We start from the raw sequence: 16123 nt of genomic DNA on the forward strand, positions 1-16123 counted from the left end.
TTGCTACAAGATATTTTTATTTCAAAAGGGCTTGAATTGTTTGGCCAAGTGCCTGACCTTGTAGTCAAGAGGCGATGGTTGTCACAGGCCGCCAAGGCCCCATCGATTCTCTTGCGAGCTAGCTGAATAAGGGATTGAACTATGCAAATCCAGGTCAATAGCGACAACCATATTCAAGGCAACATCCGGCTGGAAGAGTGGGTCCGCAGCACGGTAGAAAGCACGCTCGAACGATATGACGAAGACCTCACCCGCATCGAGGTCCACCTGCGCGACGAGAACGGCGACAAGCCAGGTCCGCACGACAAACGCTGCCAGATGGAGGCACGCCCAAAAGGCCATCAACCGATTTCCGTAAGCCACAAGTCCGCATCCCTCGACCAGGCTGTCGAAGGCGCCGCAATCAAACTGAACCACGCCCTGGAGCATTTCTACGGCAAACTGCGCAGCAAACGCGCGGTGGCCCAGCAAAGCATCGACGGCGCCCAGAATGACGGGCTGTTGCAGGAAGAGTTCCTGGAGAACGAGCAAGCTCGCATCAACTGAACAAGCAGCAACGCAGACGGTAAAAAGGCGAGCCCCTGGGGCTCGCTTTTTTTATGCTCAGGTTTTTGAAAGTTTGATCAGACCGACTCCGATAAACAGCCACACCGAACCAATGATGATCAACCAGGAAGCAATCAACAATCGCCGCCGAAGCCATGGCGGAAAGTTGCGCAGATCCTCTGCATCCATCATTCCCAGGCGGATACTGAGCTTTGGATAAAGCATTGCGCCGCAAATCGTGCTGAGCAAATAACAGCGCGATTTCAACCTGGTGGTCCCCCAGAACGGTATCTGCTGCTTGAGCCAGAGACTGTTTGGGAGACTGGCAATGACGAGGTCGAAGTCACGGCTTCGGGCGATGTAGGTTTCCATGGCTACGCCAAATAAGAGGATGACAAAGGGTGCAAAACCGAAAGCGATCGCAACGCTCGGCGGCCAAGTGTTTATGTCAATCATGTTTCACCTGATAAATCTTGTCTCCTAGGCATTCTCCGATGGTGTTGAAGTCGCGGCTGCAGGCGATATACGCGCCTATCGCCACGCCGGAAAGACTGGGCACGAAAGGAGTCAGCATGAAAGTAAATACCCACCAAGAACTACAAAATTCCGTTATGGATTGACCTTTTTATAAACGAATCCCCTGAGCCATTCGCCACCTGCTTTAACTCCTGGCCCGCCCGCAAGCGACCCACCAGAAAAGCCTCCGGCCTCAGCAAATCGAATCTTTTTACACTCCTGAGTCTCCTCTGCCCTGCAAACTTCCAAGGCGAGCCCATGGGGCTCGCTTTGGAATGCTCAGGTTGCTGAAAGTTTGAGAAGGCATACACTTAGGAGCATTCCTATGCACCCCAAAATCGTGAGCCAGAACGATGCGATCAACCACCGTCGAAGGTAAGGTGGAAAGTTACGTAAGTCTTCTGCATTCAGCCTCCCGGTGCGAACACTGAAGCTCGGGAACACAAGAAAGCCCGAGATACCGGCAACCCGATTGACTCGAGCCGCCGGAAGGATCAGCCCTCCCTTTAATATCTGCTGCTCTGGCCAACGACTGTTCTTAAGGGCTGCAAGCATGACGTTCAAGTGTCGACTACTAGCCACGTATCGGTTGATAAATACGCCTGTCACACCAGTTACAATGGGGGTGAGCAGGAATGAAATCTGGATATCAGAATGCCAAGTGTAGTAATCAAACATCATGGTTCCATCCGGTTGTAAATCACCTTCACCTTGGGCTCAAATAATTCCTGAATAACGAGCAAACTCGCCTCAACTGGTAATCAACGACGCAGACGGTAAAAAGGAGAGCCCCTGGGGCTCGCCTTTTTTATGCTCAGATTTTTGAAAGTTTGATCAGGCCGACACCGATAAACATCCACACCGAACCAATGATGATCAACCAGGAAGCAATCAACAATCGCCGCCGAAGCCGTGGCGGAAAGTTGCGCAGATCCTCTGCATCCATCATTCCCAGGCGGATACTGAGCTTTGGATAAAGCATTGCACCGCAAATCGTGCTGAGCAAATAACAGCGCGATTTCAACCTGGTGGTCCCCCAGAACGGTATCTGCTGCTTGAGCCAGACACTGTTTGGTAGGCTGGCAATGACGAGGTCGAAGTCACGGCTTCGGGCGATGTAAGTTTCCATGGCTACGCCGGCTATACCCATCACGAAGGGGGTCAGCATGAAGGCAAATGCCCACCAAGAGCTCCAGAAGTTGCTCATGGACTTGTCTTCTCATACAAAAATTCCCCAATCCATTCGCCACCTGCTCCAACCCCCACCCCTCCTGCAAATGATCCCCCTCCCACTAGGACGATTCCACATACCGCCAGACCAATTCCGCCGGCAGCCGCAGCGGCGACGCCACATACAGCTACAGCTGTCTTCCCTCCCAGATAGGCACCAGCAGCACCACCCGCCAGCCCCCCAGAAAAGCTCCCAGCCTCAGTAAATCGAATCTTCTTGCATTCCTCCGTCTCCCCCGCTCTACACACTTCCTGCACTTTGAGAACCGAAGCGCCGCCCCCCAGGGCAATACCGACATACCCACCGTGCTTAAGGTATTTCGCGGTCCGGGATACCTGCTCAAGATGCGTGGCATAACCCGGGATCTCTCCCGGCGCACCGGCACGCCTCCAGTGGTGAACCAGGCTTTTGGTCGAGATGCCGAGGTCTCGACGCAGGCTCTCGTAATTGCCCAGGTTCAATGGCTTGTTGAGAAACGCCGTCTTCAACTGGGCATCCAGCTGGCGGTACAGCTGTTGGCGGGAGGCGAAAAACTGCGGGCTGTTCAGATGCCCGTAGGTGCTGAACGAGCGCTGATGCAGCTGTTCAAGCGCGCGCAGGCTGTTTTCAACCTGGCTCAAACCATGACCGAGCATGTCTTTGCCGACGCCCATCGACTGGCTGGCGCCGCTGAACAAGCCGGCAATTTCACCCTGGTAGCGGACCATGAAGTTGGCCTCTTCCTCGGTCAGCGGCGCCAGTACCTCGCGCACCTGGGCGGCAGCGGCCATCAGTTGTGCTTCCTCGCGGGTACAACTCATGCCGTTGTCGGGGTCGCCGAGGACGAACAGCTCACCGGCCTTGAAGCCTTCGGCGAAGCTGGGGTTAAGCCGTTGCAGCCGGGCGCTGAGGTAGCGGTTTTCGCCGCCAAGCCGGGCCAGCACCTGCTGGCCCGACATGCTGCGTGGCACCACATAGAAGCCAGGCTCCAGCGTGCCGGGCGCACTGGACATGGCTGAAGCGGGCCCGGTCGTACCGATGGCAGTTGGCCTGAGCGTCGCCGCAGGCGGCTTGAAGGCCTGGCCAGCCGGCGCGGCAAAGCCGCCCGCTACCGGCGCCGCTCTGGCGCCGCCACCATCCAGCGGCGCGACCAGGTGGTTACTGCCGGCCGGGCAGCCGCAGTCGATCTGCGCACCATCAAAGGCGATCGGCAGCCCGTTGATGGTCCAGTCAGCATACCCTTCGGCAATCTTGCCGGCCTGGCCGCACTCCGGGCAAGGCGTGGTGGCATCCCCCAGGCGCAGGCTGCCGACCCCGTTCTGCAGGTGACTGGACTGGCTGCTGAGGCAGGTCGCCCCGCTGGTGGTCGGGTCGCCATGCTGCCCGGCGCCGCGACCATTGAGGCTCAGGCGATAGACCATCGCTCACCTCGCGCTCGTGAGGAAATCGTCCGCCATGGGTACACCTTGCTGCTTGCTGATCAGCACGGTGTTTTGTGGGGTATCGATGATTTCATCACCGTTGCTCAAGGCACTGCCGACCAGGGCAATGGCCTGATCCTGCAGTTGCCCTTGGGCTCCGGCGCCGCTAATGATGTGCGCGCGGCTGCCGTCCGGATACTCGGCATAGTCACCGGTCTGCGCCACGCGCACCACCTGGCCATCGTCCAGGGTGATGGTCAGTGGGGCACTGGCCTGGCGAATGACACCCCCCTTGCGCGTGCGGCTGCCTTGGGTTGCCAGACGATAGATGGCTTCGGTAACAGAGGATGAAACGGCTGCGCTCTGTTGCGAAGTCAGCGCGTTGGTGAAGGAAGAGGTGGGTTGATTATTCCGTGTCATGTGTAGCTTCCTTGGGCAAATGAAGCCCGGAACCTAGCACGGTAAAGGTGGCCTTCTGCTTGGGCAGAAGCAATTCAGAAGCATCCCACTCGGTCGTAGGATTTAGCTGTCAGATATCGCAAAAGACCGTGAGAAAAATCACCTGAACCAACCCTCCCTCACCCGGTCAATCACTGCATGTCTTTGCCAGGTGAAGCTCCATGATCAACCCTTTCGCACAGATCAACGCCGCTTTTGCCCCCGAGTACCGGGTCAACCTGAGTATCGAGCGGCTCGACGGCAGCATCATGCTGACCCTCTCCAACGACACCGGCATCGTCGCCAAGCGGCTGATCAGCCCGGCCCAGCGCAACGACCCGCAGCGCCTGCAGCGCTTGATCGAGAGCGTCCAGTTCGGTATCGCCATCGAACAGGGCCACAGCGCCGTGGAAACCCTCGCCGCCATGACCCGCAACGGTGCAAAAGCCGGCCAGGTTACTTGGCTTCCTCGATCTCCTTGCCACTAGCATCGATGGCTTTGGTCGACGGGTAGCGGTACGAGGCGTAGCGCACCACCAGGATCGAGAACGCCAGCAGCAGGATGCCGCCGCACACGTACAGCAAACCGGCGTCCGGCGCCTTGTGGTGCGACACGTCGCCAATCAGCAGGCGGGTCAGCGCGGTGATCGCTACATACAGCAGGAAGCGGATCGGCATGTGGTTGGTCTTGACCACGCGGTCTGACATTCGCCTTTATCTATGGCACAGCTGGAGGCCTTGGATGCTAATATTTTTGCCTCGCAAAGCAGAGCTTCGACATTCCTACCGGTTGACAGAGAAAACTCTGACCCTATGATAGCAATTGGCCAAAAACTACAACCGCCAAAAACTACAACCGCCAATATACTACATAAGGAAATACATGAAAGCTTTTGGGGTAGGATGTTTTCACTTTTCATTGAAAGACAACATAGACAAAGAAATCTCCGTACAAGAATATATCGATGAAATAACCAAAACCCTTAAAAATCTTACAAACGCATCAGACGTAACCATATCTTTCGATGAAGATATTAAAGATGAGAAAATAGACACATCACCCCCCAACCCTAAAATTAGAGAGGGTGACCATGGCTATCCACTTATTACATTCTTAAATTTAACTTTTAAAATCTATATACCATCTCGAATTCAAGCAGAGTTAATAAATCTACCAGAAAAATATTTAGATACGGGCACCGAGAACTTTAAAATCACTGTGCGACATGAGTGGCATGGCCCAGTGAGCTATATCGAGTGTCTATCCGCCACAGAAGACACCCTACCCTCTACAGCGGTTCAAGTAGTCAGGGAGTTCTTAACTAAAGAACTACAAAAGATCGAAACATTCCTAGAGTATGATTTTCTAGGCCCGTCACCCTTTCACGCAAATTTCTACCTAAACGAAAGCGACACAACCATTGAAAGTTCGTCATTTACACTCAATGAAATAAAGAGCCGAGGATACAACACTCTTAAATTTAATTACAACCCACATAAATTTAAAAACGAGGACAAAGCTCTTGAAGAACTACAAGAAACCCTCGCGGACGAATTGTCATTTTTCTACCAATTAAACAAAGATGCACAATTCAGTTTGAAAAAATGGGGAGAGATTCAGGACACAACACATTCGATCCTTGAGCTTCAAGAAAAAACAAACAAGAAAAACATCATAAAAAGGACAATAGAAAAGCCAAAGCTCTTCCAAAAAGCATTTAAGGATATCGGCTTACTTAAGGGACATTTAATATTCAGAAAAGGGCAGATCGCTAGCAACTACGCTGCGATGTATAAAAGCGGAGAATCAGAGACATACCTGCAAGAATACATCGACCAAGAAATATCCGAGCACCCTCAATACCCCCTCAACGAAACAAGCGAACTTATAAAATACTTCGATCAAAAAAACAGCAAAGCAATCGAGCTTTTGACTATTCTTTCGGCAGGTATTCTCGGGGGAATAGTAGGATCTACAATCACAACAGCTTTTGGCAGTTAACAACCTCCCTAAAGCAATGGCACGTTAATACGTGCCAAAACTGCATGTTCAACTCGCACTATTAAAAATCCTGCCACAAAGACCCTTAATGCATTGAGGCCATAATTATGGAAAAAGAGAAAATATCGGCATCCGACGTTTCCAGCACAAAGAATCAGTGCCTAATACTTTGGGTCATTTTTACAGGCAGTATTATCACTGACCACAAGACACACTCAGCACGAATTCACTTAAAAACTCTAAGCAGTCTCAAGCTTAGAACCCTCAACTGAAGCAGTCTTAAATGCATCAAGAACCTTCACCAACTCAGAAACACAAATAAATCGGCTGTGGTCACAATACTCACCATCGTTACCAATACCAACAACACCTACTACTCGACTATCCTGATTAAGCACTGGCCCGCCGCTATTTCCGGCATACAACTCTTTATCTACCTCAACAAAACCAACCCCACTTATGGGGAATTTATTTCGAACAAAGGCAGTTTGATTCCCTGCACTCTGAGCACCGAGCTTGTCTTGCGGGAAGCCCAAGATAGAAACTTCATCACCGACATCAGCCAACACTGAAGCTTCCAAATCAAAATAGTCAAACTCAGACTTATCAACTAAAATCTTAAGCAAAGCTATATCTCTATGGTCGTCACGATAAAGCAAATTAGCTTTATAACTTCTCGACCTAGAGGATGCTTGATAAACTGTTGCTTCATCCAGCTTAACGCCTTTTAAATCCAACACATGGGAGCATGTCACAAGCACCTGATCAGAAATCATGAAACCAGAACCCTGACCACACTCAAACTCCCCGCGTATCTCACCCTCAACCTCCACAACCCAGCACTTGGAGTCATACCACTTGGTAAATTTCCTAAACTCCTCGCTGAATTTATTTTTTGAAACCCCTAGAGGCACTCTATATTTTAATCCAAGAAGGTTGAAACGTAACGCCAGTCGTCTGTAAACCTGCGACTCAAGCCCGACAACCTGCTTCAAAAACAACAGTCGCCCCTGTATATGAGCCTCAACCGGTGGAACTTTGATCTCTTCGTCCTTACCACCTCTACTCTTTTTTTCTTGCTTAATAATTTTCTCCGAGTGTATCCTCCTGGCTTCCTCCAGTCCCTTTGTTTCAATCGAGTGAATCATCGCAGCCGTCTTTCTGACGTATTGCCGATTTACATTTGGTTTTTTGTTTACTACTAGACCAGTAACTACTTGCCTCTCGTATCGCCCCTGCAACCTAACCTTTAAGTAATTTACCTTAAAACCAGCGTCAACAACTAACCTCTCCAAGCTTCGCCCACACCTTGCAAAGTAGTGATTAGGAAGCTCGTCTCCTTTCAAAACCTGAACTATATCGCTCGCAAGATATTCAAGATCATCATAGAAAGAAAAGGTTATATCATCAGCATATCTTGTGTATTCAGCTCGATTTTGCACCGCAAGAGTTTTCAGCTTCCTATCCAGCGATGAGCAAATCATATTTGAAATTACAGGAGAACAAGGACCACCTTGTGGCAATTTCCCATTCACTGTTACAAGGTGGGATATTACAGTTGCTACAGATGAATCTAGGGAATAGGGTTTAGAAATTAATAACCCACGAACACGAGCAAATGTTATTGAAGGAAAAAAATCTTGCAAGTCCAGATTAAAAACAAACTTCTTTCTGGTGTGAGGCTTTGCATTTGCGACAATAGATTTTCCATTAACAAAACCTGTCACATACTTTTTAGGCTCGTAAATCTCACTGAGTAAAACCTTCAATCGCCCCTGAAGAGTTTTTAACTTATCAGAGGGAGCTGAGATCTCTCGTACGCCACCACTCTTCTTCTTTATCTCGAAAGTTGAGTAGCTTTCTGATGTAGGGTGCAAATAATAGAAATACCGGATTTTCCCATATGTAGTACCAAGCAGAGCAGCCAGCTCGTCGACAGATTTACATAATTTAAGCTTGCTCAAAAAACCCCCACCCGCATTTCACTCTATAGACTTAAGGGTAGCCAAACGTTAACCATTAGGATTAGCGTAGAGCAGTTGCTTATAGCATTTTTGAATCAGGTCGCATTTGAACAACCTATTTAATTGCGGGTGGAGGTGACGGCTTTCTATCAAAAAATCACTACTACGTCAATTTTTTTCAACCATTTTATCCTCAACGAAGTCACCAGTCGCATCTATCGCTTTACTGGAGGGGAATTTATTTGAAGCAACCCTAACCGCCAAAACGGATAGCGACAGGAAAAAGATCCCACCACATAGGTACAACAGCCCAATATCTGGAGCTCTATGATGCGATACATCGCCAATCAGATATCGGGTAAGTGCGGTTATTGCTATGTACAGCAGAAATCGAATAGGCAGGTGATTGGTTTTGAAATATATGCCTACCATCGCTCCCAGCTCTAAATAAATAAATAGCAAGAGAATATCATCAATGCTGGCATTTCCTTTTTCGAACATCTGCATAAAGGCCATTACAGAGGCCCATGCCGTAGCAGCACCAATAGCAAACAAACCCAAATAGTGGAAGCTTTCCACCAGCAAGTTGCCAATCGAGTTGGCACCGTCGTGTAAGCGTTTTCGGCTGACATCCGCCCACTTCATACTCAATTACTCCAAATTACGCCAGATAGAATGAGATCTAGGCTTGCCAACCAGCAGGCCGCAGAGAAAACTGTGTTAGATACGGTTGGTTGGTCTTGAAGTAGATCCCGACCATGGCGCCGAGTTCGAGGTAGATGAACAGCAGCAGGATGTCGTCGACGCTGACGCCCTTGCCGAGCATCTCGATGAAGGTGACCACGGCCGCGTAGGCGGTGATGCCACCGATGCCGAACAGGGCCAGGTAGTGGAACGCCTCGACGCACAGGTTGCCCAGCGAGTCGGCCGAGCCATGCAGGCTCTTGCGCAGTTTGTCAGCCCAATTGATGCTCACGATACGGTTTCCTTGATACGGCTGGAAGGATGATGCGCCAGGCGCATGACGCTTTGTCTGCATGCAGTAAAAAGGCCAGGCCCCCCTGCTTGAGAAGGCGACCGATTGCCGCAAGGCACAGCCATCGCTGGCCGTGCCCCTATCCTTTCAGTTCGCGGTTACCGAAACGTTTACTCAAGCGCCGAGGCCGGGCCGAAAAATTCGTAGCGGCTCTGCTGCTCGGGCACGCCCAGGCCCTTGAGGTGGCGCTTGACGCTGGCCATGAAGGCTTTCGGGCCGAGGAAGTAGGCGTCCACATCACGCTCTTGCGGCAACCACTGGCCAAGCTGATCGGCGCTGAGCAAACCCACGGCGTCCGCCGGCTGGCTGACGCCATCGTCCTCGGCATAGCAGTAGAAGCGCTTGACCTGCGGGTGGCGCGCCGCCAGCTCATCGACCCAGTCGCGGAAGGCGTGCACCGCGCCGTTGCGCGCGCAGTGAATGAAGTGCACCAAACGGCCGCTTTCCAGCGCCGCTTCGAGCATCGGCAAGGTCGGGGTGATGCCGACGCCGCCGCTGATCAGCACCAGCGGCTTGTCGCTGGCACTCAAGGTGAACTCGCCCGATGGCGGGAACAGGTTGATGCTGTCGCCTACCGCCAGCTGCTGGTGCAGGTAGTTGGAGACTTTGCCGCCGGCTTCGCGCTTGACGCTGATGCGGTACTGGCCGGCATTGCTCAGGGCCGACAGCGAATAGTTGCGGCGCTGTTCGACGCCGTCGATCAGCAGTTGCAACCCGATGTACTGGCCAGGCTCGGCCTGCAGGATCGCGCCGCCATCAACCGGGGCGAAGTAGAACGAGACGATTTCGCTGCTCTCCTCGACCCGCTCGACCAGCTTGAATGCGCGCGCGCCACGCCAGCCACCAGGGGCCGCAGCTTTTTGTGCATAGACCTCGCCTTCGGCGCCGATGAGGATATCGGCCAGTTGCTGATAGGCCGCGCCCCAGGCGGCGATCACTTCAGGGGTGGCGATGTCTTTGCCGAGGACTTCTTCGATGGCGCGCAGCAGGCAGCTACCGACAATCGGGTAATGTTCCGGCAGGATCTGCAAAGCCACATGCTTGTTGATGATCTGCCCGACCAGGCCACCCAGTTGTTCGAGCTGGTCGATGTGCCGGGCGTACATCAGCACGCCATTGGCCAAGGCCCGTGGCTGGTCGCCGCTGGCCTGGTGGGCCTGGTTGAACAGCGGGCGCACTTCGGGGTACTCGCTGAGCATCAGCTTGTAAAAATGGGTGGTCAGCGCTTCACCGCCGCTTTCCAGCAGGGGTACGGTGGCTTTGACGATTGCACGATCCTGGGCATTGAGCATGGATGACTCCTGAGCCTGTGGCTTCTTGATGAATGCCTGAGTTATTACAGCTTTCATGCCAACTATTTAATCCATATAAATCAACAACTTATAAATTATAGAGTCATAACGACAACATCTGCGATATAGTCATTTTGACCCACAGGAGTCTTTATGACCGCAAAATCCCTGCTCACCGCCTTGCTGCCGCTGGTCAGCGACCTGTCCCGCGAATTGCCCGAACGCGAGCGCTACCGGCGCCTGCTCCAAGCCATGCGCAGCCTGCTGCCGTGCGATGCCGCGGCGCTGTTGCGCCTGGACGGCGAATGGCTGGTGCCCCTGGCGGTGGACGGCTTGAGCACCGATACCCTCGGGCGGCGCTTCAAGGTCGATGAACATCCACGCTTTGCCGCCATCCTCAGCCGCGAAGAGCCCACCCGCTTCGCCAGCGACAGCGACTTGCCCGACCCTTATGACGGCCTGGTCGAAGGCCTGCATCATCAGCTTGAAGTCCACGACTGCATGGGCTGCCCGCTGTTTGTCGACGAACAGCCCTGGGGCCTGATCACCCTCGATGCGCTCGACCCGGAGCAGTTCCAGCAGGTCGAGCTCGATGCCCTGCAGGCCTTTGCAAGCCTGGCCGCGGCTACGGTCAATGTTGCCGAGCGCATCGAACAACTGGCCTTGCGCGCCGAAGACGAACACCAGCGCGCCGAGGTGTATCGCCAGGCCAGCGGCCAACAGCACAAAGAACTGATCGGCCAGAGCAAGGCGCACAAACGCCTGCTGGAAGAAATCCGCCTGGTCGGCAGCAGCGACCTGACGGTGTTGATCACCGGCGAAACCGGGGTCGGCAAGGAGTTGGTGGCCCAGGCTATCCACCGGGCCTCGAGCCGCGCCGAGCGGCCGATGATCAGCCTCAACTGTGCGGCGCTGCCCGACACCCTGGTCGAGAGCGAGCTGTTCGGCCATGTGCGTGGCGCCTTTACCGGCGCGGTCGGCGAGCGCCGTGGCAAGTTCGAGCTGGCCAATGGCGGCACGTTGTTTCTCGATGAAGTCGGCGAGTTGTCGCTGAGCGTGCAGGCCAAGCTGTTGCGCGTGCTGCAAAGCGGCCAGTTGCAACGCCTGGGCTCGGACCAGGAGCACCGCGTCGATGTACGCCTGATCGCCGCCACCAACCGCGACCTGGCCGAAGAAGTGCGCGCCGGGCGTTACCGCGCCGACTTCTACCACCGCCTGAGCGTGTATCCGCTGCTGGTACCGTCGCTGCGTGAGCGCGGGCGCGATGTGCTGCTGCTCAGCGGCTACTTTCTTGAACAGAACCGCTCGCGCATGGGCCTCGGTAGCCTGCGCCTGAGCGCCGAAGCCCAGGCCGCGTTGCTTGCCTACAGCTGGCCGGGCAACGTGCGCGAGCTGGAACACCTGATCGGCCGCTCGGCGCTCAAGGCCCTGGGGCAACATGCACAGCGGCCGAAAATCCTCACCCTGGAGGCCGCCGACCTGGACCTGCGCCCGCTCGAGGCGCTGCCGACACAAGCCGAAACACAGCCGCTGGTCGAAGCGCCGCTGCCCGTTGGCGACCTGCGCCAGGCCCTGGATGACTACCAGCGCCAGCTGATCCAGGCCTGCCTGGAGCGCCACCAGCACAACTGGGCCAGCACCGCCCGCGAGCTGGGCCTGGACCGGGCCAATCTCAGTCGCCTGGCGCGGCGCTTGGGTCTACGCTGATTTCACCGAGTGATTAAAGCCACGGGCTGCCGGGTCGATAACCTGGCATCTCCCCCTATTACTCTGCCCTGAAGGTGCCTATGGCGTCGCAAAATGCCCGCGCGGACTCGCTGTCGCTGCTGCTGTTTACCCTGCGCAGCGGCAAGCTGATGGCGATCAACCTGCTCAAGGTCAGTGAAATCATCCCCTGCCCGCCGCTGACCAAGCTGCCGGAGTCGCACCCCCACGTCAAAGGCGTGGCCACCCTGCGCGGCAACTCGCTGTCGGTCATCGACCTGTCCCGGGCCATCGGCGAACGGCCGCTGGCAGACCCGGACGGCGGCTGCCTGATCGTCACCGACATCAGCCGCTCCAAACAGGGCCTGCACGTGCAGGCGGTGAGCAAGATCGTCCATTGCCTGAGCACCGACATCAAGCCGCCGCCCTACGGCTCGGGGAGCAAGTCGTTCATCACCGGCGTGACCCGGGTCGACAACACCCTGGTACAGGTACTGGATATCGAGAAGGTCATCCACGGCATCGCCCCGCCGCCCCATGAGGTGGCCAGCTCCGAGCTCAATGCCGAAGATGCTGCGGTACTGGCCGCCACCAACATTCTGGTGGTCGATGACAGCCAGGTGGCCCTGCAGCAGTCGGTGCACACCCTGCGCAACCTCGGCATCGAATGCCACACCGCGCGCAGCGCCAAGGATGCAATCAACACCCTGCTGGAACTGCAAGGCACCGAGCGCGAGATCAACGTAGTGGTATCGGACATCGAGATGTCAGAGATGGACGGCTACGCCTTCACCCGCACCCTGCGCGAAACCCCTGACTTCCAGCACCTCTATGTGTTGCTGCACACCTCGCTGGACAGCGCCATGAACAGCGACAAAGCCAAGGATGCCGGGGCCAACGCGGTGCTGACCAAGTTCTCCTCGCCGGAGCTGACCGACTGCCTGATCGTCGCCGCGCGCACCGTGGCCTTCGAAGAACGCTGACACATACCCGCGAAGCGCTGCGCTTGAATGTGCCTGAGGCTCAGGCACAATTGTGCGCACACCTTTGCGAGTACCCGCCATGAAAGCCCTCCTCTTCACCCTGCTCGGCTGCGCTGTGTTCAGTGCCGGCGCCCAGGCTTCCAGCAGCCAGGCCTGGAGCGAGCATGAACAGCAGGTCCTGAAAAGCTGCATCGCCGCCAGCCAGCTCAAACAGGTCAAGGCCCTGGGCAAGGCCGCCGAGTTCGACGACCGCGTCGGTTACAGCGCCTTGCTGCTCGAAGGCCGCTACCCGCAAAAACACATGAACAACCGCAAAGGCACCGAGCTGTGCCTGTTCGATAAAAAACGCAAGGCGGCTTACGTCACCGAGTGGGCACCCGGCCAACCGTGAACAGCGCACCTGCCTCCGATATCCGTTTCGACTGCACCGGCTGTGGCAAATGCTGCACCGGACATCATGTGCCCCTGACCTTGAGCGAAGCTCGCCAATGGGCTGGCTCTGGCGGCCAGGTCATCGTCCTGGTCGAAGCCTTCCTCGCCAACGGCCTGGGCCTGCCGGCCGAGCAGCGCGAGCACGCCATGCGCCGCTCCTGGCCGGTGCCCTGCGGCAGCAGCGAAGCCTGGGTGACCATCACCTTCGCTGCCTTCAACCCCGGCCGCTGCCGCAACCTGGATGACGACAACCGCTGCGGCATCTACGAGATCCGCCCGCTGGTGTGCCGCATCTACCCGATGGAAATCAACCCGCACATCCCGCTGCGCCCCGAAGCCAAGGACTGCCCGGGCGAAGCCTGGCAAAGCGGCCCGGCGCTGATCCACGGCAATCAATTGGTCGATAAGCGCCTGGCGGAGCTGATCGAGCGTTCACGCCAGGCCGACCGCGATGATATCCGTGCCAAGGTTGCCATCTGCCAGGCGCTGGGCATCGATGTCAGCGCGCTCAAGGGCAATGGCTTTACCGCATACCTGCCCGACACTGCCGCGCTTGCCCAGGCCCTGCAACAACCAGCGCTGGAGCAGCCGCTGGCGCCGTGGACGCTGCATGTGGTCGATCCGCAACTGAGCGCCGAGCTTGAGGCCTGCGGCGCACAGGTGCGCAGCGAGCCGAGCCTGTACTACAGCTTCATCGGTTTTTGAATCACCCTACTGGCAGCGCCGCCAGAACTCATCGGCCAGCCGGCGCAGGTCTTGCGCCAGCCCGGCCACGTCGGTGGCGCTCAGGTGGCTCTGCTGGCCGACCTGCACGGTGGCTTCGCTGGCCTGGCGAATGCTGATGATGTTGCGGTTGATGCTCTCGCTGACCTGGCTTTGCTGCTCCACTGCCGCGGCAATCTGCAGGCTCATTTCACTGATCTGGTTGACCCGCAGGCTGATGCCGTCCAGGGCGCTGGCGGCGCGCTGCGCCTGTTCGACACTGTGCCCGGCATGTTCGCTGCTCTGCTGCATGACCTGCACCGCTTCGCGCGCACCATTTTGCAGGGCGCTGATCATCCGCTGGATCTCGTGGGTCGACTGCGCGGTGCGCTGGGCCAGGCCGCGTACTTCGTCGGCAACCACGGCAAAACCACGGCCCTGGTCACCGGCTCGCGCTGCTTCGATGGCAGCGTTGAGGGCCAGCAGGTTGGTCTGCTCGGCGATGCCGCGAATCACCTCGAGCACCCCGGTGATCTCGCTGCTGTGGCTTTCCAGATTGTGGATAACTTCGGTGGCCGAATTCAGCGAGTTGGCCAGGTTCTGGATGGCGCTGCGGTTGAGATCGACCAGTTGATGCCCGGCCTGAGTTTCCCCTTCGGCCTGGTCGGCAGCCTGCGAGGCTTGCTGGGCGCTGCTGGCGACCTGGGCAACGCTGGCGGCCATCTGGTTGATCGCGGTGGCCACCTGGTCGGCTTCGCTCTGTTGCTCCAGGCTGTTGCTGTGGCTGCTTTGCAGCGACTGGGCAAGGCTGCCGGTATGCCCGGCCAGGCGCCGCGAGGTATCGCCGATACGCCCGACCACCGCGCCCAACTGGCCCTTGAGCATGCGCAGGGCGAAGTCGATCTGGCCGATGCCGTCGCGCCGGCCGGTGTACAGCTGCTGGCTCAAGGGGTTGTCGGCAATCGCCTGGGCCTGCACGCGCAGGCGCTCCAGCGGGCGCAGGGCAATGAAGATCATCAACGCCGCCAGGCCGCTGGCCACAATCAGCTCCAGCGCACCTTGCCATGGCAGCACCGGCAGCAGCAGGCGACTGATGGCAAACACCGCCGCCAGCGCCAGGGTCACCCCGCCCCACAACTGCCAGCCCAACCCCAGCACCGGCAGACGCTGCCACCAGCGGTTGCGGCCACTGCGCAGGTGGGCGTAACAACGCTCAGCGGCCTCGACCTGCTCGGCACTGGGCTTGGTCCGCACCGACTGGTACTCCATGGCCTGACCGTTGCTGGAGATGGGCGTAACAAAGGCGCTGACCCAGTAATGGTCGCCGTTCTTGCAACGGTTTTTCACCAGGCCCATCCATGAGCGGCCGCTCTTCAGCGTTTGCCACATTTGCGCGAAAGCCTGGGGCGGCATGTCCGGGTGGCGGACGATATGGTGGGGGTTGCCGATCAACTCTTCGCGGGTAAAGCCACTGATCTTGATGAAATCGTCATTGGCGTAGGTGATCTGGCTGGTCAGGTCAGTGGTGGAAAGGATATTGGCGTCACCGGGATAATCCACATTGCGACCGGTCACAGGCAAATTGCTCTTCATCGGAGGCACTCGTTTTTGTCGGGGAGAATCGGCAGGGCGTACGACTCTAGTGGCAAATTTTTGCGCAATCTTGATCCAGCTCAGGATATTGGCACTTGGCCATTACCGAGCTGAAATACACAGAATCTGCTGTGTTGGCAGGTCGGGCCTCATCGCGGGTCAAGCCCGCTCCCACAAAGGAGCGGTGTACGCCAAACCTGTCAGCGCTGTCAGTTAGCGGTCACGCTGCTGACCTGATTGAGCAGCTATAACGCTAAATACTCACCCTTCCGTCCGCGGTGCCC

General features: G+C 56.3%; 16 protein-coding genes and 2 pseudogenes. 7 read left to right on the forward strand and 11 right to left on the reverse strand.

The features are described 5' to 3' along the window. Positions 1–141: 141 nt before the first annotated feature. The gene (locus ACZ9A3_RS19365) at positions 142–546 is read left to right on the forward strand and encodes an HPF/RaiA family ribosome-associated protein (protein WP_045197178.1); all 405 of its coding nucleotides are present in this window, start codon (positions 142–144) and stop codon (positions 544–546) included. A 57-nt stretch (positions 547–603) separates the two neighbouring features. Here the strand turns inward: ACZ9A3_RS19365 and ACZ9A3_RS19370 are convergent, their stop codons facing one another. From ACZ9A3_RS19370 to ACZ9A3_RS19385, 4 genes are all read right to left on the reverse strand, one after another. Next, positions 604–1002: a hypothetical protein gene (locus tag ACZ9A3_RS19370; protein ID WP_476253013.1), complete on the reverse strand. Its 399-nt coding sequence runs from the start codon at positions 1000–1002 to the stop codon at positions 604–606. An 874-nt stretch (positions 1003–1876) separates the two neighbouring features. After that, positions 1877–2269 (reverse strand): hypothetical protein, encoded by a 393-nt coding sequence (locus ACZ9A3_RS19375; RefSeq protein WP_258594854.1) that lies wholly within the window; start codon positions 2267–2269, stop codon positions 1877–1879. Beyond that, the gene (locus tag ACZ9A3_RS19380; RefSeq protein ID WP_476253014.1) at positions 2266–3693 is read right to left on the reverse strand and encodes a PAAR domain-containing protein; all 1428 of its coding nucleotides are present in this window, start codon (positions 3691–3693) and stop codon (positions 2266–2268) included. Before ACZ9A3_RS19380 ends, ACZ9A3_RS19375 begins: the two co-directional genes overlap by 4 nt. A 3-nt stretch (positions 3694–3696) precedes the next feature. Continuing rightward, positions 3697–4113 (reverse strand): hypothetical protein, encoded by a 417-nt coding sequence (locus tag ACZ9A3_RS19385; RefSeq protein ID WP_258594858.1) that lies wholly within the window; start codon positions 4111–4113, stop codon positions 3697–3699. 200 nt (positions 4114–4313) lie between these two features. Between ACZ9A3_RS19385 and ACZ9A3_RS19390 the strand changes: the two genes are divergently transcribed. After that, on the forward strand, positions 4314–4619 hold the full coding sequence (locus ACZ9A3_RS19390; RefSeq protein ID WP_476253015.1) for a DUF3509 domain-containing protein: 306 nt from the start codon (positions 4314–4316) through the stop codon (positions 4617–4619). Here ACZ9A3_RS19390 and ACZ9A3_RS19395 read toward each other — a convergent pair. Further along, positions 4588–4821: pseudogene (locus ACZ9A3_RS19395) on the reverse strand (phosphate-starvation-inducible PsiE family protein); the annotation flags it as partial. The gene ACZ9A3_RS19390 and the pseudogene ACZ9A3_RS19395 overlap by 32 nt on opposite strands. Before the next feature lie 193 nt (positions 4822–5014). Here ACZ9A3_RS19395 and ACZ9A3_RS19400 point away from each other — a divergent pair. Beyond that, positions 5015–6133: a hypothetical protein gene (locus ACZ9A3_RS19400; RefSeq protein WP_145306925.1), complete on the forward strand. Its 1119-nt coding sequence runs from the start codon at positions 5015–5017 to the stop codon at positions 6131–6133. Between the two features lie 239 nt (positions 6134–6372). Here the strand turns inward: ACZ9A3_RS19400 and ACZ9A3_RS19405 are convergent, their stop codons facing one another. The 4 genes from ACZ9A3_RS19405 to hmpA all read right to left on the reverse strand — a co-directional run bounded on the left by ACZ9A3_RS19405 (position 6373) and on the right by hmpA (position 10425). Next, entirely contained in the window at positions 6373–8097 is a 1725-nt protein-coding gene (locus tag ACZ9A3_RS19405) for a trypsin-like peptidase domain-containing protein (protein WP_476253016.1), read from the reverse strand. Positions 8098–8265: 168 nt separating this feature from the next. After that, positions 8266–8748 (reverse strand): phosphate-starvation-inducible protein PsiE, encoded by a 483-nt coding sequence (locus ACZ9A3_RS19410; RefSeq protein ID WP_476253017.1) that lies wholly within the window; start codon positions 8746–8748, stop codon positions 8266–8268. Positions 8749–8779: 31 nt separating this feature from the next. After that, on the reverse strand, positions 8780–9073 hold the full coding sequence (locus tag ACZ9A3_RS19415; RefSeq protein WP_476253018.1) for a hypothetical protein: 294 nt from the start codon (positions 9071–9073) through the stop codon (positions 8780–8782). A gap of 170 nt (positions 9074–9243) precedes the next feature. Next, on the reverse strand, positions 9244–10425 hold the full coding sequence (hmpA, locus tag ACZ9A3_RS19420) for an NO-inducible flavohemoprotein (RefSeq protein ID WP_476253019.1): 1182 nt from the start codon (positions 10423–10425) through the stop codon (positions 9244–9246). A 153-nt stretch (positions 10426–10578) separates the two neighbouring features. Here hmpA and norR point away from each other — a divergent pair, with 153 nt between their 5' ends. The 4 genes from norR (at position 10579) to ACZ9A3_RS19440 (ending at position 14249) form a co-directional block, all read left to right on the forward strand. After that, positions 10579–12132 (forward strand): nitric oxide reductase transcriptional regulator NorR, encoded by a 1554-nt coding sequence (gene norR, locus ACZ9A3_RS19425; protein WP_476253020.1) that lies wholly within the window; start codon positions 10579–10581, stop codon positions 12130–12132. A gap of 80 nt (positions 12133–12212) precedes the next feature. Then, positions 12213–13112 (forward strand): chemotaxis protein, encoded by a 900-nt coding sequence (locus ACZ9A3_RS19430; RefSeq protein ID WP_045197161.1) that lies wholly within the window; start codon positions 12213–12215, stop codon positions 13110–13112. A 79-nt stretch (positions 13113–13191) separates the two neighbouring features. Further along, positions 13192–13503, forward strand: a complete 312-nt coding sequence (locus ACZ9A3_RS19435) for a hypothetical protein (RefSeq protein ID WP_476253021.1) — start codon at positions 13192–13194, stop codon at positions 13501–13503. Further along, positions 13482–14249 carry a YkgJ family cysteine cluster protein gene (locus tag ACZ9A3_RS19440; protein WP_476253022.1) on the forward strand — a complete coding sequence of 256 codons (768 nt, stop codon included), beginning with the start codon at positions 13482–13484 and terminating at the stop codon, positions 14247–14249. Before ACZ9A3_RS19435 ends, ACZ9A3_RS19440 begins: the two co-directional genes overlap by 22 nt. Positions 14250–14255: 6 nt before the next feature. Here ACZ9A3_RS19440 and ACZ9A3_RS19445 read toward each other — a convergent pair whose 3' ends face one another. Together ACZ9A3_RS19445 and ACZ9A3_RS19450 are read right to left on the reverse strand one after the other, a co-directional pair. Next, positions 14256–15341: a methyl-accepting chemotaxis protein gene (locus ACZ9A3_RS19445; protein WP_371128667.1), complete on the reverse strand. Its 1086-nt coding sequence runs from the start codon at positions 15339–15341 to the stop codon at positions 14256–14258. Between the two features lie 216 nt (positions 15342–15557). Then, positions 15558–15839, reverse strand: a pseudogene (locus tag ACZ9A3_RS19450) (PAS domain-containing protein); the annotation flags it as partial. Positions 15840–16123 lie beyond the last annotated feature (284 nt).

It is taken from the genome of Pseudomonas sp. TE4620 (assembly GCF_056279045.1).